The sequence below is a fragment of the Larkinella ripae genome (assembly GCF_054780775.1).
Map to the genome: position 1 here is coordinate 184,563 of NZ_BAAGVR010000028.1, position 24,157 is coordinate 208,719.

At 56.0% G+C, this 24,157-nt stretch carries 13 protein-coding genes; 8 read left to right on the top strand and 5 right to left on the bottom strand.

All coding sequences use genetic code 11. From position 1 onward, the window contains the following. The first annotated feature begins 68 nt into the window (after positions 1–68). Positions 69–503, top strand: coding sequence for a ribose 5-phosphate isomerase B (rpiB, locus tag ACYVHX_RS22595; protein ID WP_460673965.1), 435 nt, complete (start codon positions 69–71; stop codon positions 501–503). Here rpiB and ACYVHX_RS22600 read toward each other — a convergent pair. Beyond that, positions 493–1,923 carry a hypothetical protein gene (locus ACYVHX_RS22600; protein ID WP_460673966.1) on the bottom strand — a complete coding sequence of 477 codons (1,431 nt, stop codon included), beginning with the start codon at positions 1,921–1,923 and terminating at the stop codon, positions 493–495. The two genes, rpiB and ACYVHX_RS22600, sit on opposite strands and share 11 nt — an antisense overlap. A gap of 209 nt (positions 1,924–2,132) precedes the next feature. On the opposite strand from ACYVHX_RS22600, the gene rbfA reads away from it, so the two are divergent. The 4 genes from rbfA (at position 2,133) to ACYVHX_RS22620 (ending at position 7,511) form a co-directional block, all read left to right on the top strand. Then, positions 2,133–2,525, top strand: a complete 393-nt coding sequence (gene rbfA, locus ACYVHX_RS22605; RefSeq protein WP_460673967.1) for a 30S ribosome-binding factor RbfA — start codon at positions 2,133–2,135, stop codon at positions 2,523–2,525. A 15-nt stretch (positions 2,526–2,540) separates the two neighbouring features. Next, positions 2,541–3,770 (top strand): ABC transporter permease, encoded by a 1,230-nt coding sequence (locus ACYVHX_RS22610; protein WP_460673968.1) that lies wholly within the window; start codon positions 2,541–2,543, stop codon positions 3,768–3,770. Between the two features lie 69 nt (positions 3,771–3,839). Then, complete coding sequence (locus ACYVHX_RS22615) at positions 3,840–6,398, top strand: M1 family aminopeptidase (protein WP_460673969.1); 2,559 nt, start codon at positions 3,840–3,842, stop codon at positions 6,396–6,398. 39 nt (positions 6,399–6,437) lie between these two features. Beyond that, on the top strand, positions 6,438–7,511 hold the full coding sequence (locus ACYVHX_RS22620; protein ID WP_460673970.1) for a 3-keto-disaccharide hydrolase: 1,074 nt from the start codon (positions 6,438–6,440) through the stop codon (positions 7,509–7,511). 110 nt (positions 7,512–7,621) lie between these two features. Here the strand turns inward: ACYVHX_RS22620 and ACYVHX_RS22625 are convergent, their stop codons facing one another. From ACYVHX_RS22625 to ACYVHX_RS22635, 3 genes are all read right to left on the bottom strand, one after another. Beyond that, on the bottom strand, positions 7,622–8,002 hold the full coding sequence (locus ACYVHX_RS22625) for a hypothetical protein (RefSeq protein WP_460673971.1): 381 nt from the start codon (positions 8,000–8,002) through the stop codon (positions 7,622–7,624). Between the two features lie 176 nt (positions 8,003–8,178). Continuing rightward, positions 8,179–9,537, bottom strand: coding sequence for a sensor histidine kinase (locus ACYVHX_RS22630; RefSeq protein WP_460673972.1), 1,359 nt, complete (start codon positions 9,535–9,537; stop codon positions 8,179–8,181). Next, positions 9,534–10,226 (bottom strand): response regulator transcription factor, encoded by a 693-nt coding sequence (locus ACYVHX_RS22635; protein WP_460673973.1) that lies wholly within the window; start codon positions 10,224–10,226, stop codon positions 9,534–9,536. Before ACYVHX_RS22635 ends, ACYVHX_RS22630 begins: the two co-directional genes overlap by 4 nt. A 652-nt stretch (positions 10,227–10,878) precedes the next feature. On the opposite strand from ACYVHX_RS22635, the gene ACYVHX_RS22640 reads away from it, so the two are divergent. From ACYVHX_RS22640 to ACYVHX_RS22650, 3 genes are read left to right on the top strand one after another with little or no spacing between them, the layout of a single operon-like run. Continuing rightward, positions 10,879–17,520: an amino acid adenylation domain-containing protein gene (locus ACYVHX_RS22640; RefSeq protein ID WP_460673974.1), complete on the top strand. Its 6,642-nt coding sequence runs from the start codon at positions 10,879–10,881 to the stop codon at positions 17,518–17,520. Between the two features lie 7 nt (positions 17,521–17,527). Beyond that, positions 17,528–22,777, top strand: coding sequence for an amino acid adenylation domain-containing protein (locus ACYVHX_RS22645; protein ID WP_460673975.1), 5,250 nt, complete (start codon positions 17,528–17,530; stop codon positions 22,775–22,777). A 2-nt stretch (positions 22,778–22,779) separates the two neighbouring features. Beyond that, positions 22,780–23,532: a 4'-phosphopantetheinyl transferase family protein gene (locus ACYVHX_RS22650; RefSeq protein WP_460673976.1), complete on the top strand. Its 753-nt coding sequence runs from the start codon at positions 22,780–22,782 to the stop codon at positions 23,530–23,532. Positions 23,533–23,744: 212 nt separating this feature from the next. Here the strand turns inward: ACYVHX_RS22650 and ACYVHX_RS22655 are convergent, their stop codons facing one another. Next, positions 23,745–23,933: a hypothetical protein gene (locus tag ACYVHX_RS22655; protein WP_460673977.1), complete on the bottom strand. Its 189-nt coding sequence runs from the start codon at positions 23,931–23,933 to the stop codon at positions 23,745–23,747. Positions 23,934–24,157: the final 224 nt, after the last annotated feature.

The window sequence follows — 24,157 nt, forward strand, 5'->3', positions numbered from 1 at the left end:
GTTTCGCCCAAACCGGAACATAATAACGTATAATCGCAGATTTAGTTTCAATTGTTACCGAAAAACCCATGAAACCCTCAATCGCCGTTGGTGCCGATCATGCCGGCTTTGCGTATAAACAGGAAATTGTGGCCTGGCTGGAAAAAGAAGGCTATCCGACGAAAGACTTTGGAACGTACACCGAAACCTCGGCCGACTATCCGGATTTTGCCCATCCGGTGGCACTGGCGGTCGAAACGCAGCAGTTCGACTGGGGCATTCTGGTTTGTGGCAGCGGCAACGGCGTAGCGATTACGGCCAACAAACACCAGGGCATCCGGGCGGCTTTGTGCTGGCTACCCGAACTGGCCGAACTGGCCCGGCAACACAACAATGCCAACGTTCTCTGCCTGCCCGAACGGTATATTTCGGCGGAAGAAGCCCTGGAATGTGTCAAGCGGTTTTTGACGACGGATTTTGAGGGCGGCCGGCACCAGACGCGGGTCGGCAAGATCAGTTGTTGAGGGCAGTTCCCTGCTTCAGCCGGTAGATGCCTTCCAGACCGGTTTTTTCGTAGGAAGCGGCCAGTGAAGGCGCGCGCTGGAAAAGCTTTTTGATCACTCCCTCTTTGTCAATGATGTAGCTGGGCGGGTCTTTCCGGAAATGGTCATACACGCTGATGACGCTTTCGTAATTGTCCAGGTTTCGCAGGTCGTATTTGGCCAGATCCCAGTTCAGATACGGGGTGGCCACCTGATTGTACCGGTAGGCGCTGAGGTCTTCGCCAATGACCAGGATTTTCTGATCCCGGATGTGCCGGTCGATGGGGGAGGTTTTGACCTGCAACGCACTCAGCCTTCCGAGTTCCCAGTTGGAGACGATGGGCAGCGCGCCCTGGTAGAGAATCAGCAGGGTAAAAACAAAAACGCCCGTAAAAATCAGTTCGGCCATCCATTCCCGGCGGATGGTCTGAAAATAGTAAGACGCGAAAAACGCCAGCGCCGGCACAAAACTGATGAACAGCATGGGGGCCAGAAACGGCATCAGGCCCACCGAAATCAGCGCCGTCAGGACCCAGATCATCATGATCTGCTGGCAGCGCTGCTGAAAATTGACGTAGCGGGTCGTTTGCCGAAACAGGGTCAGCAAGCCCAGCGTTCCCATTGCAAACGGCAAAAACAGCGATGCCAGCAGGGTCTGGAAATCCGTCAGGTCGTATTGCCGCACCCGGAAAACCGATGCGAGGAGGTTGCGGTTAAAATCCGCCAGACTGTCGGCCAGGTAGTAATACAAAACCGTCAGCAAAATCGGAAACGCAAAGCCAAACAGCAACAGCGAATGTTGCCGGAAACTGGCGCCCGTGAAGAGCAGCAGCGCCATGAGCGCCCAGATGATGAACAGCGCCGACGGCAGGTAAACCAGGGACGCCAGACTGATGTAAAAGCCAATTTCAAAGACTTCGTCGGTGGCTCCGCGCCGGTCCATCTGTTTCACCAGGGTCCCAAAGGCCAGCAGCAGAAAGGTAGTGGAAAGCAAAACCGGTGAGAGCGTGCTGCAATCGAACGACATATTCAGGAACAGGGCGTAGATCAGGCCGGGAATCCAGTTGCGGTCGGGATAAATATCGCGTACATTCAGCATCCAGTTGAAATAGAAAACCTGAAAAGCCGCCACCACCGTGCCCATGACGTGGTAGACCAGGTGGGATCGCCCGAACGTGAGGTCAATCAGCCAGTAGACCAGGGCCGACAGCGGACTAAGGCTGTCCCAGATATCCCGGTACAGCAGGTTGCCATTGTGCATTTGCTCACCGACCAGCATCCAGTTCAGTTCCGGAATGAGCAGGGGCGGTGGCGACAGCAGAAACGGCAAGCGGATCAGGATCAGCAAAAACAGCAATCCGACAATCTGGAGCGTAGCGTTAACCCGAAAAAAACTTAACAATTGATTCTTGGTTTTACCGTATGGGTCCGGGATTGGAACGACGAAATTAACGCTTTAAGGTGAAAGAAGTCGAATAAAAGGCGGATATTTGCAGGAGTACGCCAATGAACAATTAACACTGATTAATGAACAACAAAGGCTGATTATTGACGACAGATTAATTTTTGTTGTTCATTAAGCCTTGCTATTTGTTCATTACTTTTATAAAAATGGAATCGAAACGACAGCAGAAAGTAGCGCGGTTGTTGCAGAAAGACCTGAGTGAAATCTTTCAGCGTGACAGTCGGCACCTGTTTAACAATGCCTTCATTACCGTAACCAACGTCCGGGTTTCGCCCGATCTGAGCATTGCGCGGGTGTATTTGAGCTTTCTGGTCACACCGAATAAGGAATTGCTGCTGGAACTGATCAAGGAAAAAGGAAAATCCATTCGCCAGCAACTGGGCGACCGGGTGCGTCACCAGCTCCGGATCATTCCCGAACTGCATTTCTTCCTCGATGATACCGCCGAATATGCGGCCAAGATGGATGCGCTGTTTGCCAACCTCGACATTCCACCCGCGCCCGAGGAGGAAGAGGAAGAAGAAGAGGATGAGAAATAACGTCTGCGCCCACCCATGAACCTGCCCCTTTGGATTGCCCGGCGGTATTTTTTCTCGAAACGCAAGCGTAGTTTCATCAACCTGATCTCCATCGTGTCGATGCTGGGGGTGGGGGTTGGCACGATGGCGCTGGTGGTGGTGCTGTCCGTGTTCAACGGCATGGAGGAGCTGAACCGCATGATTTTCAAGACTTTCGAAGCCGACCTGACCATTGCGCCGGCGCAGGGCAAACGCCTGACGGTTTCGCCCGCTCTGTTGCAGCAGATCCAGAAAACCGGGGAGGTGAACCTCATTACGCAGGTGATCGAAGACAACGCGCTGGCCCGCTACCGCGACGGACAAACCGTGGTCAAACTCAAAGGAATCGACAATTCGTACCTGCAACGGCGGCAACTCGATACGGCGCTGGTGGAGGGCAAACTCCGCTTGCAGGAAGACGGCATCGATTACGCCCTGGTGGCCGAAGGGGTGCGGAATGCCCTGCTGATTTCACCCGAAGACCTCCTGACACCCCTGGAACTCTGGTACCCGCAAAACCGCAAAAGCTATTCGGTATTATCCGCCGATGCCTTCAACAAAGCGGACTTTGCGGTTTCGGGCGTGTTTTTCATCGAAGATAATTTCAACGATTACGTTCTGGCGCCGGTAAGCGTTGTGCGTGAGTTGGTTGGCTATCGGCAAAATCAGTTATCTTCGCTGGAGTTGCAGGTTAAACCGGGGGTGAAAATCGCTGCGCTGAAGAAAACACTGCAACAGCAATTGGGCGCCACGGTGGTGATCAAAGACCGGGACGACCTGAACCCGGATTTGTTTCGGGCCATCCGGATCGAAAAACTCTTTGTGACCGTCACGCTGGCGTTTCTGGTACTGGTGGCGTCGGTCAACATCTTTTTTTCGTTGTCGATGCTGGCCATTGAGAAGAAAGACGATGTATCCATTCTGTACGCCATGGGGGCCTCGCCTTCGCTGGTTCGGCGGATTTTTCTGTTTGAAGGCTCGATAGTGGCCTTTACCGGCGCCGTGGTGGGTCTGGTGCTGGGCATCGCGCTCTGTCTGTTGCAACAGCGGTTCGGGTTGGTGTCGATGGGCATCGAAAGTTCACTCATTGACGCCTATCCGGTGAAATTGCAAGCCAACGATTTGATCAGTACAACGCTCATTGTCATTGCCGTAACCATCATCGTGTCCTGGTTCCCGGCCAAAAAAGCAGCCGCCGTTTCGAAAGCCGTTGACAGTGTGCAGTAGCGAAATGGACTAGTATGGACTAAAAAACGAATTGCATCGTTTTGAACAAGGCAAAGTAGAATCATCAGTATGCTTAAGATTTTCCAAAACAGCGTTATACTCCTTCTTCTTTTCATCAACAGCATCGGGGCGCTGGGACAGGCCGCCCGGTCGGTCGATGCCGAGAAAAAAAACGCACTCCAGGGCACCAACGGTCCGTATAACCCGAGCCGCACGCTGCCCCACGATCTGGTGCATACGCGACTAGACCTGACCTTCGACTGGGTTCGGCAGTGGGTTCACGGGAAGGCTCAGTTGCGATTTAAACCGCATTTTTACCCCCAGAATACGCTGGATATCGACGCCAAAGGCTTTGAGATCAAGGGCGTGTTCCTGCTCGATACGCTGAAAACCGGGGAGACGGTTTTTGATACCCTGAATTATACGTACAACGACCGGCAGAAGATTCACATTCTGCTGCCCCGAACCTACACGCGGGCCGATACCTTCGACATTCAGATTGCCTACACCGCCAAGCCGAACGAACGACCGCAGGGCGGTAGTGTGGCCATTTCGGAAGATAAGGGGCTGTATTTTGTCAACCACGACGGCGCGGAGCCCAGCAAGCCCCGGCAAATCTGGACGCAGGGCGAGACCGAAGCCAATTCGTGCTGGTTTCCGACCATCGACACGCCGAACGAGAAAATGACGCAGGAAATTTACCTGACCGTCGAAAACCGATACCGGACGCTCTCCAACGGAAAACTGGTTTCGTCCACGCTGAATCCGGACAGTTCACGCACCGACTACTGGCGGCAGACCATTCCGCACGCGCCGTATCTGGCCATGGTGGCCGTGGGCGAATTTGCCTACGTGAAAGACTCGCTGGCGGCCACACCCGAGCGGGGGGCGCTCGAAGTGAGCTATTTTGTGGAACCGGCGTACGAAAACTCGGCCCGCGCCATTTTCGGCCGGACACCCGAAATGGTTGAATTTTTTGAGAAGAAATTTGGCGTGCCGTACGTCTGGGAAAAATACAGCCAGATTGCCGTCCGCGATTTTGTGACCGGCGCGATGGAAAACACCACGGCCACCGTTCACGGCGAAACCGTGCAGATGGACGGGCGGCAGCTGGTGGACGGCAATTCCGACGACGTGATTTCGCACGAGCTGGCGCACCACTGGTTTGGCAATCTGGTCACGGCGGAATCCTGGGCCAACCTGCCCCTCAACGAAGCCTTTGCCACCTACGCCGAATACCTCTGGCGCGAACACAAGGAAGGGGTTTATTCGGCCGATATGCACGGGCTGGACGATCTGAACCAGTATCTGGCCGAATCGGAAACCAAGCAGGAACCGCTCATTCGCTACCATTACACCGACCGGGAACAGATGTTCGACAGCCATTCCTACGCCAAGGGCGGCCGGGTGTTGCACCTGCTGCGCCGGGTGGTGGGCGACGAGGCTTTTTTTGAATCCCTGACGGTGTACCTGAAGCGGCACCGGTTGAAAACCGCCGAGCTGAGCGATTTGCGCGAAGCGTTTGAAGACGTGACCGGCCAGGACCTGAACTGGTTTTTTAACCAGTGGTTTCTAAAACCGGGTCATGCCGTCGTCAAGGTGGAAAAGGAATACCGGCCGGGCGGGGTGCAACTGACGGTTTTGCAGCAGCAGGACTCGACCCGCACGCCGATTTACCGCCTGCCGGTGAAGGTCGATATTTGGGTGAAAGGCCAGAAGAAAACCCACGAAGTGGTGATCGACAAAGCCAAACAGACGCTCAATTTTCCGGTGGAGCAACGCCCGGATCTGATCATTTTCGACGCCGACCACCGGATAGTGGGGACCATTGAGCAGGAGAAAAACAAACCGGAACTCGTGTTCCAGTTTTACCACGCGGACAATTACCGGGATAAATACGAATCGATTACGCGCTTGGAGGACAAAAGCAATCTGATCGATTCGACGGTTCGGCACATGATGATGGACGCCATGAACGATACATTCTGGAAAATCCGCCAGGTGGCCGTGGGCAATTTTGCCGAATACGACGGCTACGAATTTGCGGAGGTGGAGCGGATTGTGCAGAGCAAGGCCCGCAACGATGCAAAGTCGCTGGTGCGGCAGGAAGGCATCAATACGCTGGCTTCGTACGCCGATAACGTCAACGATCCGCTGTTTCGGGAAGCCCTGAACGACACTTCGTACGCCGTGGTTTCGTCGGCGCTGGATTCGTATCTGCTGTCAAAACCGGGTGATGCCAGTGAAGTCGCGTCCCGGTTCGAGAATGTGCCGAACGGCGATATTGTAACGGCGGTGGCGAATTTTTACGCCAATACGACTGATACCAGCCGGTATGCGTGGTTCATCAACAAAATGAACACCATGAAGTCGCAGGATTTGTACAACTTTTTGCAGGTGTTTGGCAAATACCTGATCCGTTCCGGGGCCGATACGCAGCGGCAGGCCATTCCGATGCTGGAAGTCATGGCCCGCACCAGCCCGGCGTATTTTGTGCGATTTGGGGCCTACCAAGTGCTCGGTTTGCTGCAGGATATTGAGGGCGTAAAATCCATGCGGAAAGACATCCGGCTGAGTGAACGCGATCCCAAACTAAAGGAGATGTATGAGCAGTTCAAAGATTTTTAAAACCGTATCCCCTTGAAAAACAAAACTCAATCAACCCCCATGAAGAAAACCGTATTTACGTCGCTTCTTTTCGCCTTTCTCACGATTACGGTGGCGCTGGCCGGCCCGATCGACGGCAAGTGGACCGGAAAAGTTGCCGATCAGCACGAACTGACGCTGGACCTGAAAACCGAGGGCGATAAGCTGACCGGAACCATTAGCAATGCCAACGGCGGACTCCCGATCAAAGACGGCAAAGTAAGCGGCAACGATTTTTCGTTCACTACCGAATTAAGGAACAATACGCTGCCGGTCAAAGGCCGGGTTGAAGGTGAAAAGCTGTATTTGTCGATCAACTACAACGGCAATGAAGTAACCGGAACGTTCACCAAACAGGCTGGTTCGGCAGGCACCGCAACGGCGCAGCGCCCCCGGATGAAACCGGAAGAAACCGAAGTCTGGGACCCGGTTCCGAAAGTGGTCACGCCCGGCAAAACGACCGTTGATGCGCCTTCCGATGCCGTCATTCTGTTCGATGGCAAAAACCTCGATCAGTGGGTGTCGGTCAAAGACAAATCGCCCGCCCAGTGGAAAGTTGAAAAAGGCGTGATGACCGTCAACAAAGCCGTTGGCAACATCGAAACCAAGCAATCGTTCAAAAATTACCAGCTTCACATCGAGTGGAAGATTCCCGAAAAAATTACGCTGACGGGCCAGAGCCGCGGCAATAGCGGTATTTTCCTGGCGTCAACGGGCGGGGGCGATGCCGGGTATGAATTGCAGGTGCTGGATTCGTACGAAAACAAAACCTACTCGAACGGACAGGCGGGCAGTATTTACAAGCAGGCCATTCCGTTGGCCAACGCCAGCAAAAAACCGGGTGAATGGCAGGTGTACGACATCATCTGGAATGCGCCGACCTTCAGTGCCGATGGTTCGGTGCAAAAACCGGCGCACGTAACGGTGATTCACAACGGTGCCGTCATTCAGAACAACTACGAGTTGAAAGGGGAGACGACTTACATCGGTCATCCGCAATACAAAAAATACGAATCGGCGCCCATCAAACTTCAGGCCCACGGCGACCCCAGCGAACCGATCAGTTTCCGGAACATCTGGGTTCGGGAGCTATAAGCGGTTTTAGATTCGGATCAAAACAAACAGGGGGCTCTTGCGGGCCCCCTGTTTGTTTTGGTTAAACGAGTGGATGGAAAGGATGAATTAAAAAGAAAAGGGCCGGGTTATCAGTCGTTTTCTACCGGCAGGACAGGGCGTGGATGGGTAGCAATTTCATCTTGCGGGCCAGGCGCTTCCGTCACCTGAACGCGCTGCATTTTATAATTCCGTCCCGCCAGGTTCTCCTGCGGTTTGTGTGGGACAACATAACCGTCAGCGGGCGGGGTACTCGGTACCGGCTGTTTGTAATTGGCAACCGTCCGGTTATCGAGACCGGGGGCACTAACGCCCGCGCCTTTCTGATTGGCCCACTGTTTGGCCACGGCGGCTTTGTTAGGGTGCTTGTAATTATGCGTTGAATACGTTCCATCGTTCCGGTTTTTGTCCTGGGCCGAAGCGGCCAGAATGGAAAGTCCACTAAGAGTAATGGCAAAAATGTATGTTTTCATGGCTGTTCTGTCTTTTTATGAATCAACCGGGCGGCATCCAGGTCCTCTTGGATCAATGGCTGGTTGATGGTACAAAGGTCGGCAGCCGGGGTTAGGCTCGTGTTAGAACCGCATTAGAACGGGGTTAGAAATAGGGTGAAATAAGGTTAAAATTAAAAATCAGCCTGGTTTTTCGGCTAGGAGCGGGGAAACGTGACGCGAAAAATGGTGCCGGTCTCAGCCGACGACTCGACCTGGATGTTGCCCTGGTGCAGACGAATGATGCGTTCGGTGAGGGGGAGACCGATGCCGTACCCCGGCAATCCGCTGGCGTTGCGTCCCCGCTGAAACGGCACAAAAATGGCCGACAGCTGATCGTCCGGAATGACCGAACCGGTATTGTGGACGCTTAGCTCCACGGTTTTTCCGGACATCGCCAGGTGCAGCGTCACCGAATGATCGGGCGAAAATTTGCCGCCATTGTCCAGCAAATTGAAAAAAGCCGTCCGCAGCAGCGGCTCACTCCCCGTCAGTTGCCAGTCACCGGCACCGGCCGGGTCGATTTGCAGGTGAACGGTATACGTCGGTTGTAGGCGCTGGATTTCCAGCCGAACCTGTTCCAGCAACTGATCGAGCTGGACGGGTCCCATCGGTACGGCGGACGAGTCCATGCTGGCACTCGCCAGGGCCAGCAGGCCGTTCGCCATGCGGTTCAGACCGCGCACATCATCGAGAACGGAGCGGAGGGTAGCCCGCAGTTCATCGGGCTCGTCGTCGGCCAGCAGCGACACTTCCAGCTGACCCGTAATGGCGGTGAGTGGGGTGCGCAGTTCGTGCGAAGCGTGCGAAACAAACGAACGCTGCAACCGGAAGGCGTCTTCCAGCCGATTCAGCATCCGGTTAAACCGCTGCGCCAGTTGCGTCAGCTCGTCGGCGCTTTCGGCTTCGGGCAGTCGCAACGACAGGTTGGAAGCCGTAATTTCGTCGATCCGCTGGTTGATCCGGTTGATCGGGCGCAGCATCCGGCCCACAAAAAACCGGCTGGCGATGAGCACAAGAGCTGTCATCAAAAGCCAGCTAATGCCCAGCAGTTGCGCCAGATTCCGGATCGTGCGCACGCCATAGGTGTCCACGGCCGAGGCAAAAATGACGTACGGATCGGTCGGCTCGGTAAACAGTACGCCCACCACTTCCCGGCTGTTTTTTCGCCAGTGAACGGTTTTCAGCAGCCGGACCCGGTCTAAAATCGCGGGCGTAATGGTCAGGAAATCCGTGCCGCTTTCGTAGATCAGGTCATTTTGGGCGTTGTAAATGATAATCTCTTCCTGCGGCAAAACCGTCAGTTGATTTTTGTCAATCAACTTGTAGAGCGTCGGACCGATGCGCTCCGGACCCACCAGCAAATGCCCGGCCATCAAGGCTTCAGCCCGCAGCCGGGTCCGGAACTCATACCCCCGGTATTGTTCGGCCACCAGGTAGAGCAGCAGGCAGAAAAGCGCCAGTAAAACCGACACAATCGCGGTCGATAGCAGAGTCAGTCGGTTGCGCAGGCTCATTTTTCTTTCAGCACATACCCCATTCCAATCAGAGTGTGAATCAGTTTGACGGGATAATCTTTGTCAATTTTGGCACGAAGGTAGCTCACATACACATCAATCACGTTCGTTCCGGTGTCAAACCCGATGTCCCAGACCTGCTCGGCAATGTCCACCCGCGACACCACCCGCCCGGCGTTGCGCATCAGGTATTCCAGCAGCGCATATTCGCGGGCGGTCAGCTCAATGGTCTGTCCCTGACGACGGGCCACGCGCTCGTCCAGATTGAGTTCGAGATCGGCGACCCGCAAAATCCGGTCGGAATCTTCCGTTCCGGCTCGCCGGAGCAGGGCCTTGATCCGGGCCAGCAATTCCAGAAAATCAAAGGGTTTGGCCAGGTAATCGTCGGCACCGGCTTCAAAGCCCAGCAGCTTGTCGGCCGTGGTATCCAGGGCCGTTAACATCAGAATCGGCACCCGGCGGTTCTGCCGGCGGATGTGTTCGGCCAGGTCGAGGCCGCTGATGTCGGGCAGGTTAACGTCCAGAATAATCAGGTCGTAGCTGTTGGCGTCGAAAAGTTGTTTTCCATCTTCCCCCGTTAACGCCACTTCCACCGCATACGCCTGCGTTTGCAGCCCTTTTTTGATAAACGTGGCCACTTTGGGTTCGTCTTCCACCAGCAGAAGATTCGTGAGGGTACCAGTAGTCATAAAATAGAGTCCGACAAGTCCAGAAAGGTACAATCCTTGCTAGCGTATTAGGGAGTTTGAAAAGCGGTTGCAAGGTACTGACTAACGAACACGAATCGAAATACAACGGAAGGATCATTTGCCGGAATAACTCCAACCGGTCTGTGGAGTCAGCCTAACCACCCGAAACCGTTTGGGCTGAAAGTCAGCCATTTCGTCTTTTTTGGTAATCGTTTGACGTCCGATGCTAAAAAGCAGACAAATTGGAAATTGACAAGTAGGTAAAAATACGGCTGGGGTGCAAAAAAATATACCGTCTAATAAATATAGCAGAAATAATTTACCAATTGTCAAAACTGGAATTTAAATTTGTCAGACAAAATTTTTAAACTTGCATAGGATAAAGCTGAGCGGTAGAAATAGTATCCATTTTGCAAGAAGATGAATTTCTGCCTTATTGGTTAGTGAACGATTTCTATTTTTGGTAACAATTGATAGACATCGATGGAAGTTTTTGCCGCCCGGAAATCTGGATTTTTATATAAGTAAAATTACGGATAAAGAAGCGTGTATAAATTCTTATAATTCCGATGTCTATTTTCAGTTGTTCGGTAAGCAGGAGAAAGTAAAGGAGGAAATTGATACCCGCAGAGTGTTCATTCGTCGTCATTTCATGAAAAGACCTTATTCGCAGATTGATCAGATGGTAGCGGAAGCGGTGCAGCAGCACGCCGACCGGACCGCCGTCGTTCACGGAGCCGAAAGCCTGACTTACCAGGCTCTGAATGACCGCGCCGATCAACTCGCCCGGGCGATTCTGCACCAGGTGCCTGACGCCGAAATCATCGGCCTGAGCACCACCCGCAGTCTGAGCATGGTGGTAGGCGTGCTGGCCATTCTGAAAGCCGGGAAAGCGTATTTGCCCCTCGATCCGACTTATCCCGTCCAGCGGCTGGAACAGATCATTGCGGATTCCGGCGTGAAAGCCTACCTGACCAATGCTGCCGACGAAGCCGGATTTGCCCGGTTGGGCCTGTCGGTCATTCGGGCCGATGAAGACTATTCGCTGGCGGCACGGGCGGTTTCGTTGCCCAATCCGGTGGCCTGCATTTTGTATACCTCCGGTTCGACCGGGCAACCGAAGGGCGTTTGCCTGGCTCATGCCGGACTGATCAATCTGCTGACCTGGCAACACGATCACGCCGTGGTCGGTCCCGGCCTTCAGACGCTTCAATTCTGCCACCTGAGTTTCGATGCGTCGTTTCAGGAGATTTTTGTGCCGCTCACGACGGGCGGAACCCTGCACCTGATCGACGACAGCTACCGGCTGGATGCGGGAAGGCTGCTGGGGTACATCCGCCAGAATAGCATCAACCGGCTTTTTTTGCCATACGTCGTCCTGCAATACCTGGCCGAAGCCGCCGAAGCCGAACCGGGTGTTTCGGATCAACTGCTGGAAATCATCACGGGGGGGGAACTGCTGAAAATTACGCCACAGATCGCCCGGTTTTTTGCCGACCGGCCCGACTGTACGCTGATGAACGTCTACGGCCCGACCGAAGCCAGCGTGTGGGTAACGGAGTTGAAATTGAAAGGGGATGCCCTAAACTGGCCCAGACTGCCCACCATCGGCCGGCCCATCGCTGGCCTTGAGGTGTTGCTGCTGACCGAAACCGGCGAGTTGGTGCCGACGGGCGACGTGGGCGAAATCAGCATTGAGGGGATTGGTCTGGCAACCGGTTACCTGAACCGCCCCGAGCTGACGGCCGAAAAATTCGTCCCCTGGGTGCACCCGGAAAAAGGTCCGCTGACGGTGTACCGTACGGGCGACCTGGCCCGGTACCAGGCCGATGGCTCCATCGAATTTTACGGCCGGAAAGACGATCAGGTTAAAATCCGGGGCAACCGCGTTGAACTGGGCGAGATCGAAGTCGTCCTGGCGAAACAGCCGGGCGTTCGGCAAACCGTGGTGGTGGCCCGTGAAGACCTGCCCGGTCAGAAACAGCTCATTGCCTACGTGGTGGCGACGGAAGCCGTCGAAACGGCCTCGCTCCGCAAAGCCCTGGAGCAGCAACTTCCGGATTTCATGATTCCGGCGCAGTTGGTCCGGATGGCGGAATTTCCCCGGACGACGAGCGGGAAAATCGATAAAAAACAATTGCCTAAACCGGGTAATCACCGGCCGGAACTGGGCGTATTATACCGCGAGCCGGTTTCCGAACTGGAGAAACAGCTGGCGGGCTTGTGGAGCGAACTGCTGGGTTTCGACCGGGTGGGCTTGGACGACAACTTCTTTGAACTGGGCGGAAATTCACTTCTGGCGCAGAAAACCGTAGCGGTGCTGAAACAGCAGCTCGATCAGACCCTGCCCGTAACGAAGCTCTATCAGCACCCGACCATCGCCGGGATCGTGGCCGCACTGGAACAAAAACCGGCGGTTTTCCACGCGGCCGCAGCGGGCCCAAAACCGCAAACCGCTTCGGCGGATGTCGCCGTGATCGGCATGGCGGGTCGTTTCCCCGGCGCCAGCACTGTCGCCGAACTGTGGGAAGTCTTGAAAGCAGGCCGGGAAACCACCCGGTTTTTTGCCTCGGATGAATTGGATGCGTCCATCCCGAACGCGACCAAAACCGACCCGGCTTACGTTCGGGCGCGGGGTGTCATCGACGGAATTGAGGAATTTGATGCGGCTTTTTTCGGGCTGACTCCCAAACTGGCCGAGGTGATGGATCCCCAGCAGCGGCTTTTTCTGGAAATCGCCTGGGAAGCCCTGGAGCAAACGGGCTATCTGCCCCGATTTTACAAAGGCCGCATTGGGGTCTATGCCGGTAGTGGGAACAATACGTACTACCTGAACAACGTCCTCACCAATCCGGCGGTACTCAATCAGGTCGGCGCTTTTCAGGCGATGACCGTCAACGAGAAAGATTACATCGCTTCGCGGACGGCCTACCAACTGGACCTGAAAGGCCCGGCCGTCAGCGTTTACTCCGCCTGCTCGACCTCCCTGCTGGCCATCGCGCAGGCCGTCGAAAGCATCCGGAAAGGGCAGTGTGAGCTGGCGCTGGCCGGTGGAGCCAGCATTACGGCCCCCGTCAACAGCGGGCATCTGTACCAGGAAGGAGCGATGGGAAGCCGCGACGGGCATTGCCGGTCGTTCGATGCCGACGGGACCGGTACGGTTTTCAGCGACGGCGCGGGCGTGGTGTTGCTCAAAAGTCTGGAAGCGGCTCAACGCGATGGCGACCGGATTTACGCGGTGATCAAAGGGGTGGGCGTCAACAACGACGGCGGAGGCAAAGGTAGTTTTACGGCCCCCAATGCCGAAGGACAGGCCGGAGCGATTCGGATGGCGCTGGATGATGCGCAGATCGACCCGGCTACCATTACCTACGTGGAAGCCCACGGCACCGCCACGCCCCTGGGCGATCCAATTGAAATGCAAGGATTGACGATGGCTTTCGGGCCGCAGCCGCGCAACCAGTACTGCGCCATCGGGTCGATCAAAAGCAACATGGGCCACTTGACGCAGGCGGCTGGCGTCGCCGGTTTCATCAAAGCGGCACTGACGTTGTACAACCGGCAAATTCCGCCCTCGCTGGGTTTTAAGCGTCCCAATCCGCATATCGATTTTGCGAACAGTCCGTTCGTTGTCAATACCCAACTGACCGAATGGGCGTCGGAAGACGTGCGCCGGGCCGGGGTCAGTTCGTTTGGGGTCGGCGGAACCAACGTGCATGTCGTGCTCGAAGAAGCCGTCAATGCACCGGAAGAAGCAGGGGAAGGTCGTCCGCTGCAACTGCTGACCTGGTCGGCGAAGTCGCCGGAGAGTGCCAGCGCCTACGCCGAACGGCTTTCGGGCCACCTTCATCAGGCACCGGAAGAACCGCTGGCCGATTTCGCTTACACGCTCCAGACCACCCGGCCCGATTTTCACCACCGGCGGTTTGCGCTGGCGTCCGATGCCGCCGAAGCCCTGGCGGTTTTGCCCCACGCCACCGCCCATTCGCTGACTCAACGTCCGGGCGATCTGGTGTTTCTGTTTCCGGGGCAGGGCGCGCAATACCTCAACATGGGCCGGACCCTGTACGAAAATGAAGCGGTTTTCCGGCTGGCGGTGGATGAATGCGCCGAGCTTTTGAAGGCTGACCTGGACCTGGATTTACGGGCTGTCATGTATCCTGACCAGCCCGGCACCGAAGCCGAAGCTCGCTTGACGGACACCCGCTACACCCAACCGGCGTTGTTTGTGACCGAGTATGCACTGGCACGGTTGTGGATGAGTTGGGGTATTGAGCCCACGGTTTTATGTGGCCACAGCATCGGTGAATTTGTTGCTGCTCATCTGGCGGGCGTTTTCTCCCTGCCGGATGCGCTGAAATTGATTGCGGGCCGGGGCCGGATGGTGAGTGAATTGCCGCGTGGCAGCATGTTGTCCGTCAGGATGGAAGCCGCTGCGTTGCAGGCAATCCTGCCGGAAACCCTGTCGATAGCGGCCATCAACAGCACCCATCTGTGCGTGGTGGCGGGTTCCGACGACGCGGTGACGGTTTTTGCGCAGCACCTGACCGCCGTAGAAGTACCCCATCGGTTGCTGACCACGAGCCACGCGTTTCATTCGGCGATGATGGACCCCGTCGTGCCGAAATTTGCTGAACTGGTAGCCAGCGTGTCCTTGCAACGACCCCGGCGAACGATTGTTTCGACCGTCACGGGGACATATCTGACCGATGCCGAAGCGACCGACCCGGCGTATTGGGCCAACCACCTCCGGCAGACGGTGCGGTTTGCCGATGCGCTCGACACGCTGTTCACCCGCCAGCAGCCGGTTTTTCTGGAAGTTGGGCCGGGGCAGGTGTCCACCACGCTGGTTCGGCAGCAGGCGGGGCCACGCCAGGCCGGGCCTGCTGCCGTTCCGGTTTTCAATAGCCTGGAGAAACCGAAAGGGAATCTGTCGGAATACCGGCTGATTCTCAAGGCGCTCGGGCAACTTTGGCTTCATGGCGTTGAGCCCGACTGGCAAGCCTTTTATGCCGGGCAGCAGCGCGTCAAGCGGATGCTGCCTACCTATGTTTTCGACAAAAAACGGTGCTGGGTCGATCCGGTTTTGCCGGTTTCTCAACCCACCCAATTTATAGCTGATACCCCAGTAACCGAAACACCCCTAAAACCAGAACAACCAAATTCCATGAGGCAAGACACTTTATTGACAAAAATTAAAGACATCGTAGAAAATGCGTCAGGCATCGAAATGTCCGGAATTCAGTCCGATCGGAGCTTTGTGGAGTTGGGGCTGGACTCGCTGCTGCTGACGCAGGTGGCAATGACCCTCAAAAAAGAGTTCAACGTCCCCCTGACGTTCCGCCAATTGAACGAAGAGTACGCCACGCCCGATCAGCTGGTGGCGTATCTCGATCAGAATCTTCCGGCCGATGCGTACCAACCCGCGCCAGCGGCTGCCCCGGTTCCGGTTTCGAACCCGGTTTTGCAAACGCCGGTTTCCGTGCCGGTGAACGGGTATGCCTATCAGAATCAGGCGGCTACCAACCCGGCGCTGGGGTTGATCTCCCAGCAGTTGCAGATTCTGGCCCAGCAAATCGCGTTGTTGCAGGGAAATAACCCGGTTTTGCCGCAGCCCGCGCCAGCCCCCGTTGTTGGAAGTACGAACGGCCAACTGAACGGGAAAGCGTCGTCGAACGGGCAGGGATCGGAAAAGAGTCCGTTGACCAAAGCCCCCGAGCTGACGGCCGAAGAAGTGGTTGAAATCAAAAAACCGTTCGGCGCGGCCGCCCGGATCGAACGGCAGGCGACGGACCTGACACCGACGCAACAGGGTTTTCTCCGGCAACTGACCGAGCGCTATACCCGAAAAACCGGGGGCAGCAAGAAATACACCCAGAAGCACCGTTCGCACATGGCCGACCCGCGCGTGGTGTCGGGCTTCAAACCGCTGACCAAAGAGCTCGTTTATCCCATCGTCGTAAACCGCTCGAAGGGCAGCCGGTTGTGGGATGTGGACGGCAACGAATACATTGACGTGCTGAACGGTTTCGGCTCCAATCTGTTTGGCTATCAGCCCGATCACATCAAGGAAGCGCTGCACGAACAGGTGGAAGACGGTTTTGAAGTGGGGCCGCAGCACGAACTGGCCGGTGAGGTTTGCGAACTGATCTGTGAAATGACCGGTTTTGATCGCTCCGCCCTGTGCAGCACTGGTTCCGAAGCCGTGCTGGGCGCCATGCGGATTGCGCGGACGGTTACGGGCCGGTCGCTGATTGTGGCTTTTACCGGCTCCTACCACGGCATCATCGACGAGGTGATTGTGCGCGGAACCAAGAAAATGAAGTCGTTTCCGGCCGCACCGGGCATCATGCCCGAAGCGGTGCAGAACATGCTGATTCTGGATTACGGCACCGACGAAAGCCTGAAAATTATCCGCGAACGGTCGCACGAAATTGCCGCCGTGCTGGTGGAAGCCGTGCAGAGCCGCCGTCCGGAATTTCGGCCCGTGGAGTTTTTGAAGGAGCTTCGTACGGTGACCCAAACCGCCGGAACGGTCCTGATCTTCGACGAAATCATCACCGGTTTTCGGATGCACCCCGCCGGCGCGCAGGGTCTGTTTGGCATTCGGGCCGACCTGGCGACCTACGGAAAAGTGGCCGGTGGCGGTTTGCCGATTGGTGTCATCGCCGGAAAAAAACAATTCATGGATGCGCTCGACGGCGGCCACTGGCAGTACGGCGACGCGTCGTTTCCGGAGGTTGGCGTCACGTATTTTGCCGGAACCTTCGTGCGTCACCCGCTGGCTCTGGCGGCCGCCCGGGCTTCGTTGCGTTACCTGAAACAGAAAGGCCCCGACTTGCAGCGCAGCCTGACGGCCAAAACCGAGTGGCTGGCCAGCACGCTCAACGCCGACTTCAGCCGCCAGCAACTGCCGTTCTTCGTGGCCCAGTTTGGCTCGCTCTGGAAAATCAAATACCACCAGGAAATACCGTACAGTGAGTTGTTGTTCACGCTGATGCGCGAAAAAGGCATTCACATCTGGGACGGTTTTCCCTGCTTCATGACCGAGGCCATCACCGACGCCGAAATTGAACACGTGATTGCGCTTTTCCGCGAAAGCGTGCAGGAAATGATCGAAGCCGGTTTTTTCCAGGCCGCGCCGGTCACTGATTCGATCGCCAGCGCATCGGCCGCGCTGAACGTGCCGCCCGTGGCGGGTGCGCGTTTGGGCCGGGATCAGTCGGGCAATCCGGCCTGGTTTGTTGCCAATCCGGATGTGCCGGGGAAATTCATGCAAGTAGACGCCAACTAAGACGCCAATGGTCGCATATTCCACACCAATTCACGTTCATGCTGTTGATTACGATCCGTTTGCGGGTCCCGAAATTAGCCGCTTGGTCCCTTCGACGGAGCCCCAGATGGAAATCTGGACGGCCTGTTTGCTGGGGGGCGATGAAGCCAGTCGGGCTTACAACGAATCCATTTCCCTGCGGTTTCGGGGCGTTCCGGATCGGATCGCGCTGGAAGAATCGTTGCAGTTGCTGGTCCGGCGGCATGAGTCGCTGCGGGCTGCTTTCAGCGCCGATGGCCGGCAAATGCTTATTTTCCGGGATCGGCCCGTGGCGCTGCACGTCGAAAATTATTCGGAAAAAACCGCCGACGAACAGACGCGGGCCGTGGCCGACTACGTTCGGCATGACGCCGAATTTTGCTTCGATCTAGGCAACGGGCCGCTGCTGAAAGCCGGTTTGCTGAAGGTTTCGGCCGACGATTGGTTTTTGGTGTTAACGGCCCACCACATCGTTTGCGATGGCTGGTCGATGGGTATTCTGATGCAGGATCTGAGCGCACTCTATTCGGCGACGGTTCAGAATCAGTTTGTTAGTTTGCCCGAGCCGGTTTTGTTCAGCCAGTATGCCGACGATCAGGCGGTGTTTGAGCGGAGCTCGGAGTATGCCCAGATTGAAAAATTCTGGCACGATCAGTATAAACCGGGGGTTCCGGTGGTTGATGTACCGACCGATTTTCCCCGCCCGCACCACCGGACCTACAAAAGCCAGCGGCTGGACTTTGAGCTGGACGAAACGCTGGTGTCGGCTCTCAAAAAGCTGGGTCGCGAAGCCGGTTGTAGTTTTGTGACGACGCTCGTGACGGCTTTTGATGTGTGGCTGCACCGCCTGACGGGGCAGGAAACCATCGCCATTGGATTGCCCGCGGCCGGTCAGTCGGCATCGGGCCATTACCGGCTGATCGGTCACTGCGTCAACCTGCTGCCGCTGCGTTCGCACCTTTCGGAATCCGTGCGGTTTGTCGATTTTCTGAAGCAGCGCAAATCCGAGTTGTTGACGGCCTACGACCACCAGCGGCTGACCTTTGGCAGTTTGCTGAAAACCCTCAGTATCGCCCGTGATCCGTCGCGCATTCCGCTGGTGCCGGTGATCTTCAACGTCGATATGGGCCTGGCCGACGGCGTGGATTTTCACGGACTGACTTACCAGCTCATCAGCAATCCCCGGGCGTACGAAAACTTTGAGTTATTTCTGAACGCAACCGGCTCCGAAACGTCCCTGACGCTGGAGTGGTCGTATAACACGCAACTGTTCACGGCCGAAACCATCGGCCGGATGATGACCGGTTTTGAGAACCTGCTGCGGACCATTGTTGCCGATCCGGCGGTTTTGGTGAATTCCCTGACCTGGGCGGTTTCCGACCAACCCCGGCAAGTGGCTGTTGGCCAGGAGGCAATGGTGAACTACCCGAAAGAAACGCCCCTGCACCGGCTGCTGGCCCAGACCGCCACGCAATTCCCGGAAAAAACCGCCCTGGTGTTTCAGCAGCAAACGCTGACGTACCGGCAGTTGCACGAAACCGCCAACCAGGTAGCGCATTATCTGATTCAGAAAGGCATCCGGAAGAATGACATTGTCGGGGTTTCCCTCGACCGTTCGCCCGAAATGCTGATCACCCTGCTGGCGATCCTGAAAGCCGGGGCGGCTTATCTGCCGCTTGATCCGGCTTATCCGCACGACCGCATTGCCTTCATGCTGACCGATTCCTCGGCCCGGATGGTGGTAACATCGCGAAAATACGCCGGTCGGCTGGACACAACGGTCCGGGAGCTGGAACTCGAAACGGCCTTGAGCGAATCGGCCGCCCTGTCCAGCAGCGAGCCGGTTGTAACAACCGGAGGCTCTGATTTAGCGTATATTCTGTACACCTCCGGTTCGACGGGCAAGCCGAAGGGCGTACTGATCGAGCAGCACAACATTGTCAATTTGCTGACGAGTATGCTGGATTGGCCGGGAATGACGCCGGACGACCGCTTGCTGGCGGTGACGACAATCTCGTTCGACATTGCCGGTTTGGAGTTGTTTCTGCCGCTGCTGGTCGGTGCAACGCTCGTACTCGCCGATACGGAGACGACCCGCGATGGTCGGCTGCTGCTGGAAGCCATTCAGAAGGAGCCGATTTCGGTAATTCAGGCGACTCCCGCAACGTATAAACTCATGCTGGCGGCTGGCTGGGAAACGCCCCTGCCGCTGAAAGTCCTGTGCTGCGGAGAACCCTTGTCGAAAGACCTGGCCGAAAAACTGACGGCGCGGTGTGCTTCGCTCTGGAACATGTATGGCCCCACAGAAACGACCATTTATTCGACCGGAAAACAGATTTTGGCGTCGGATTCGGTCATCACCATTGGGCGGCCCATTCAGAATACGCAGGTCTACATTCTGGATACCGACGGAAACCGCCTGGGCATTGGCTCGGTGGGTGAAATCACCATTGCCGGTGAAGGGGTGGCGCGGGGCTACCACAACCGGCCCGACCTGAATGCGGAGAAATTTGTGGAAAACCGGTTTGGCACGGGTTTGCTGTACCGCACCGGTGACCTCGGGAAATGGATACCCAACGGCGAAATTCAGTGTCTGGGCCGCATCGATCAGCAGGTCAAAATCCGGGGCTACCGGATTGAACTGGGCGAAATTGAATACGCCCTGGCCGGGGCCGACGACGTGCGGGAAGCAGTGGTGGTGGCGCGGGAAGACCGGCCCGGCGATCCGCATCTGGTGGCGTATGTGGTTCCGGAAACGGCACCCGTCAAAAGCAAATCGCCGAATTGGAAAGAACGCTGGGATGTGATCTACAACATGGGCGTGGCCAGTGAGCAGCAACTGGCGCTGGACGACCAGAACCTGGATGTGGCCATTGCCGAACAACTGAGCAACCGGAAAGACATTCGTCAGGAGGCCGATGCCTGGCTGGCGCAGTCGATCGAACGCATCAAAGCGCTGAAACCGCAGCGGATCATGGAAGTGGGTTGTGGAGCGGGGCAACTCCTGTTTGCCCTGGCTGCCGACGTGAAGCAGTATGTGGCGACCGATTATTCGCAACCGGCGATTGATAAACTGACGGAAAAAATTACCCAGCAGACGGACAAATTCCGGCATGTACGGGTTCGGAACGGCATGGCCGACGATTTTTCGGCCCTGGGTTCGTCGAGCGTTGACCTGGTTCTGGTGCACAGCGTGGCGCAGTATTTTCCGAATACCGCTTACTTTCTGAACGTGATCCGCAACGCCGTGGAGGTGACGGCGGCCGGTGGTTGCGTTTTCATCGGCGATATGCAGGGTAAGAATACGCTCCGGATGCACCACGCCTACGACCAGTTGCAGCGATCGACGGACGAAAAAACAGTGGCCGAATTTCGCGAGACGGTGGAACGGCGGGTGCAGATGGAAGATGAGTTTCTGGCCGATCCGGCGTTCTTTTATGCCTTGCCGCAGCTGATTCCCGGGATTGCCGGAGTTGAGATTCAATTGCGAAAAGGCAAATTCCGGAACGAAACGACCAAATACCATTACGATGTCTGGCTGTACGTCGGGAAAGCGCCCCAGGTGGTGACCGCAACGGTCGAACTCGACGGACGGAAGGTTTCGCTGGCCGCCATTGAACAGCAGCTCCGCACGAATCCGCCGACGGTGGTTTTCGTCAAGAACCTGTTCAACGAACGAACCGCCCAGGATTTCGCCCTTCTGCAACTGGTGAATCAGGCCGGGGGGCAAACGCCGATTCGCACCATCAAAGAAAAGCTGGCGCAGGCCGCCGTGGGCATTGATCCGGATTTGTTCTGGCAACTGGGCGAATCGCTGGGGTATCAGGCGCATATTCGGTGGGCGGTCGACGGAATCGACAACCGGTTTGAAGTGGTCTTTATTCCCAAATCGCTGCCAAACCGGATGCCGGCAATACCGGCGGGGGCGGTTATTCATGAATCGGTGATCGGGTCCTTCGCCCGCGATCCGCACAAAGTAAATCCGACGGTTTCGAAAGAACAACTCCAGCACTGGAAGCAGCGGGCCAAAGACCTGTTGCCGGATTACATGGTGCCGAGGGCGTTTGTGGTATTGCCCCAACTGCCGTTGACCCCCAATGGAAAAATTGACCGCAAGGCCTTACCCAAACCGGAAACGGAAAGTCTGTCGGCGGAACCCGTGGTGGAACGGGCGCGGAGCAAAGAGGAAGAATTAGTGGCTACTATCTGGTCGGAGGTGCTTCAACACGACAACATCAAGAACACTGACGACTTCTTTGAACTCGGCGGGCATTCGCTGATTGCCGTGCAGGTGATGACCCGAATCGAGAAAGAAACCGGGAAACGCCTGCCGCTTTCGACGCTTTTTGAATATTCAACGATTCAAAAATTAGCCAACCTGCTGCAAACCAACAAAAAATCCACAACCTGGAAATCGCTGGTTCCCATCAAACCGGCGGGGACGAAAGACCCGATTTATTTTGTTCACGGCGACGGACTGAATGTGTTGAAATTCAGCCATGTTGCTGGCAAGTTGGATGCCGATCAGCCGGTTTACGGTTTTCAGGCGAAGGGGCTCGACGGGCTGGACGAACCGCTGGATAGCATCGAGGCCATGGCGGCTTTCTACGTCAGCGAACTGCTGGAGCAGAATCCGCATGGTCCTTATATGCTGGCCGGTTATTCGTTCGGGGGGTACATTGCCGTCGAAATGGCCCGGATTCTGCGGGGAATGAACAAAAAAGTGTCGATGCTGGGTATTCTGGACACGGACGCCGAAATCGTGACATCGAAAATTCTGGACGCCCGCAACCTCAACAAACGCATCCGGCGCCAGTATCCCAAGCTAAAGTGGCTGGTTCATTCGTTTCTGCGTGATCCGGCCCAGACGATTGCGTATCAGAAGAATTATTTGCTACGGCGAATCGATGCCCTGCTGACGACCGTCGGGTTGCGGGAAGTGCCCAAACCGGAAGAAGCGTTGCTGCCGATTGAGTACATTCGCGAAAGGCTGGAAGGCGCCTACAAAAAATACATTCTCAAGCCCTTCGACGAAGAGGTGGTTTTATTCCGCTCCCAGAAACGGGTGTATTTTATCATGGATTTCGCCTTCCTGGGCTGGAAAAAATACGCGCGCCGGGATGTAACGGTTTACGAAGTGCCGGGCGACCACAGCACCATGTTTGATGCGCTGAATGCCACGGAAACCGCCCGGGTCATTCAAACGGCCCTGGATGACCGCAAGCGGCTAGCGAAATAAAGATGATGAGCGAAACCGCCCGGCTGGACATTGGTGAACTCGGTCATTCCATTGACTGGCAGCCTTTTACCTCTTGCCCGGTTAGGCCGGTTCGCACCGTCGTCCGGCTGCCGTTGGCGCAGTTTGACGCTGAGATGCCCCGCTTGCAGGCTTTTCTGTCGGACGAAGAAAAAGCGCGCGGAGCGCGCTTTGTGCAGCCCACCGACCGGGCGCGGTTTGTCATTGGGCGGGGGATGTTGCGGTTTTTTCTCGCCCGGTTTACGGAGCAGACACCCGGTGCAATTGCCTTTGAACCCGGGATTGGGAAGCCCCGGCTGCGCAACAACTCCGGACCGGCCTTCAATCTCTCCCATTCGGGCAACTGGATTGTGTATGCCTTTGATGCTGCAACGGTTGGTATTGATGTCGAATACGCCGACGGTCGCCAGAATTACACCGACGTTATCCGGTATCATTTTTCGCCGGACGAGCAACAGTTCATCGCGCGGTACGGACCCGATCGTTTTTTTACCCTCTGGACGCGAAAAGAAGCCTGGGTGAAGGCCACCGGACACGGCGTGGACGATAAGCTGTCGGCGGTACCATCACTGGCCGGATTTCATTCGCTGGCCACAAAACCGGGCGACCTTGGGCAACACTGGCTGGTGCGGAGTTTTCTGTGCAGCGATCACTATCCGGCGGCTCTGGCGTACCAGGGTCAAAACGACAATCCGCCCATTTCGTTCTACGAAGCAGAAGCGGCAATTCTCAATTGAGCCAGCAAGACTTAAGTTAATCGTGATAAAGCAGGAAGCGGGCCATTCCCGGTTTTTGCGGGCCTTATACCAGCTACCAATAGGGGATCGTTGCTGGCGTTAGGGACTTCCGGGCGGTTTTTAAGCAAAGAAAAGGGCAAAAAATGGACGCTGCTCAGCGAGTGGGCGGGCAAACAGGGATAAAACCGGCAGCTGGACGGAACCGCAGCGCACTACGCATCCTCGGAGGACGTATCTTCGTCGTACGCTGCCGAAGTCGCCATCCAGGCAATAATACCGATTCCGAAAATCTCCAGGCATCCAATCGTGGTCATCATGTTGCGCACACTCGGCGGACTCGTGATGACGACCAGAACAATAACAAGAACCAGAACGGCGAGGGAATCCAGCAGTTTTCTCAATGGATCGAAGATCGTATGGTGATGTTTCACACTTCAATTTTTTAACTACGACAACTACAGAACGTATATTGTCCCCTAATGTTACAAAATACCTTGAAATTGTCCTTTTAATGGCAAAAATAATTTTACCAAACGGATTGTTAATGCCATGAAACAGACGAAAACTACGTCATCAGCCATCTGCCAGACCGGACCGGGCGGTTGCCGCGAAGGAATTTGACTCG

What these genes read in the sequence shown, in the direction of transcription:
- rpiB (WP_460673965.1), top strand. Translation starts at nt 69, where the DNA reads ATGAAACCCTCAATCGCCGTTGGTGCCGATCATGCCGGCTTTGCGTAT.
- rbfA (WP_460673967.1), top strand. Translation starts at nt 2,133, where the DNA reads ATGGAATCGAAACGACAGCAGAAAGTAGCGCGGTTGTTGCAGAAAGAC.
- ACYVHX_RS22610 (WP_460673968.1), top strand. Translation starts at nt 2,541, where the DNA reads ATGAACCTGCCCCTTTGGATTGCCCGGCGGTATTTTTTCTCGAAACGC.
- ACYVHX_RS22615 (WP_460673969.1), top strand. Translation starts at nt 3,840, where the DNA reads ATGCTTAAGATTTTCCAAAACAGCGTTATACTCCTTCTTCTTTTCATC.
- ACYVHX_RS22620 (WP_460673970.1), top strand. Translation starts at nt 6,438, where the DNA reads ATGAAGAAAACCGTATTTACGTCGCTTCTTTTCGCCTTTCTCACGATT.
- ACYVHX_RS22625 (WP_460673971.1), bottom strand. Translation starts at nt 8,002, where the DNA reads ATGAAAACATACATTTTTGCCATTACTCTTAGTGGACTTTCCATTCTG.
- ACYVHX_RS22630 (WP_460673972.1), bottom strand. Translation starts at nt 9,537, where the DNA reads ATGAGCCTGCGCAACCGACTGACTCTGCTATCGACCGCGATTGTGTCG.
- ACYVHX_RS22635 (WP_460673973.1), bottom strand. Translation starts at nt 10,226, where the DNA reads ATGACTACTGGTACCCTCACGAATCTTCTGCTGGTGGAAGACGAACCC.
- ACYVHX_RS22640 (WP_460673974.1), top strand. Translation starts at nt 10,879, where the DNA reads ATGAAAAGACCTTATTCGCAGATTGATCAGATGGTAGCGGAAGCGGTG.
- ACYVHX_RS22645 (WP_460673975.1), top strand. Translation starts at nt 17,528, where the DNA reads ATGGTCGCATATTCCACACCAATTCACGTTCATGCTGTTGATTACGAT.
- ACYVHX_RS22650 (WP_460673976.1), top strand. Translation starts at nt 22,780, where the DNA reads ATGATGAGCGAAACCGCCCGGCTGGACATTGGTGAACTCGGTCATTCC.